This is a genomic window from Streptomyces sp. NRRL S-920, assembly GCF_000717945.1.
Taxonomy (GTDB): domain Bacteria; phylum Actinomycetota; class Actinomycetes; order Streptomycetales; family Streptomycetaceae; genus Streptomyces; species Streptomyces alboniger.
In genome coordinates this window covers 1-286 of the sequence record NZ_JODF01000181.1, presented here as the reverse complement: position 1 = coordinate 286, position 286 = coordinate 1, and the positions used below count along the sequence as shown (strand labels likewise).

Below are 286 nucleotides of genomic sequence, written 5' to 3'. Positions count from 1 at the left end.
CTCCAGGGTGAGTTCGTCGTGGTTGCGCAGGAAGATGCCCCATTGGCAGTTTTTGGGGATGGCGGGGGTTTTGGCGAGGATTTCGGAGACGGGGTAGCGGGATTCGCGGCGTACGGCCATGAAGATGCGGGGCATGACGGGGAAGTGGAACGCCATGTGGCATTCGTCGCCGCCTTTGGTGTAGTCGCCGAAGTAGTCGACGACGTCCTCGGGCCATTGGTTGGCCTCGGCGAGCAGGACGGTGTCGGGGTAGTGGGCGTCGATCTCGGTGCGGACGCGTTTGAGG

General features: G+C 63.3%; 1 pseudogene. It reads right to left on the bottom strand.

Annotated features, from left to right (window positions below):
- Positions 1-286, bottom strand: a pseudogene (locus tag IG54_RS38965) (trehalose synthase); the annotation flags it as partial.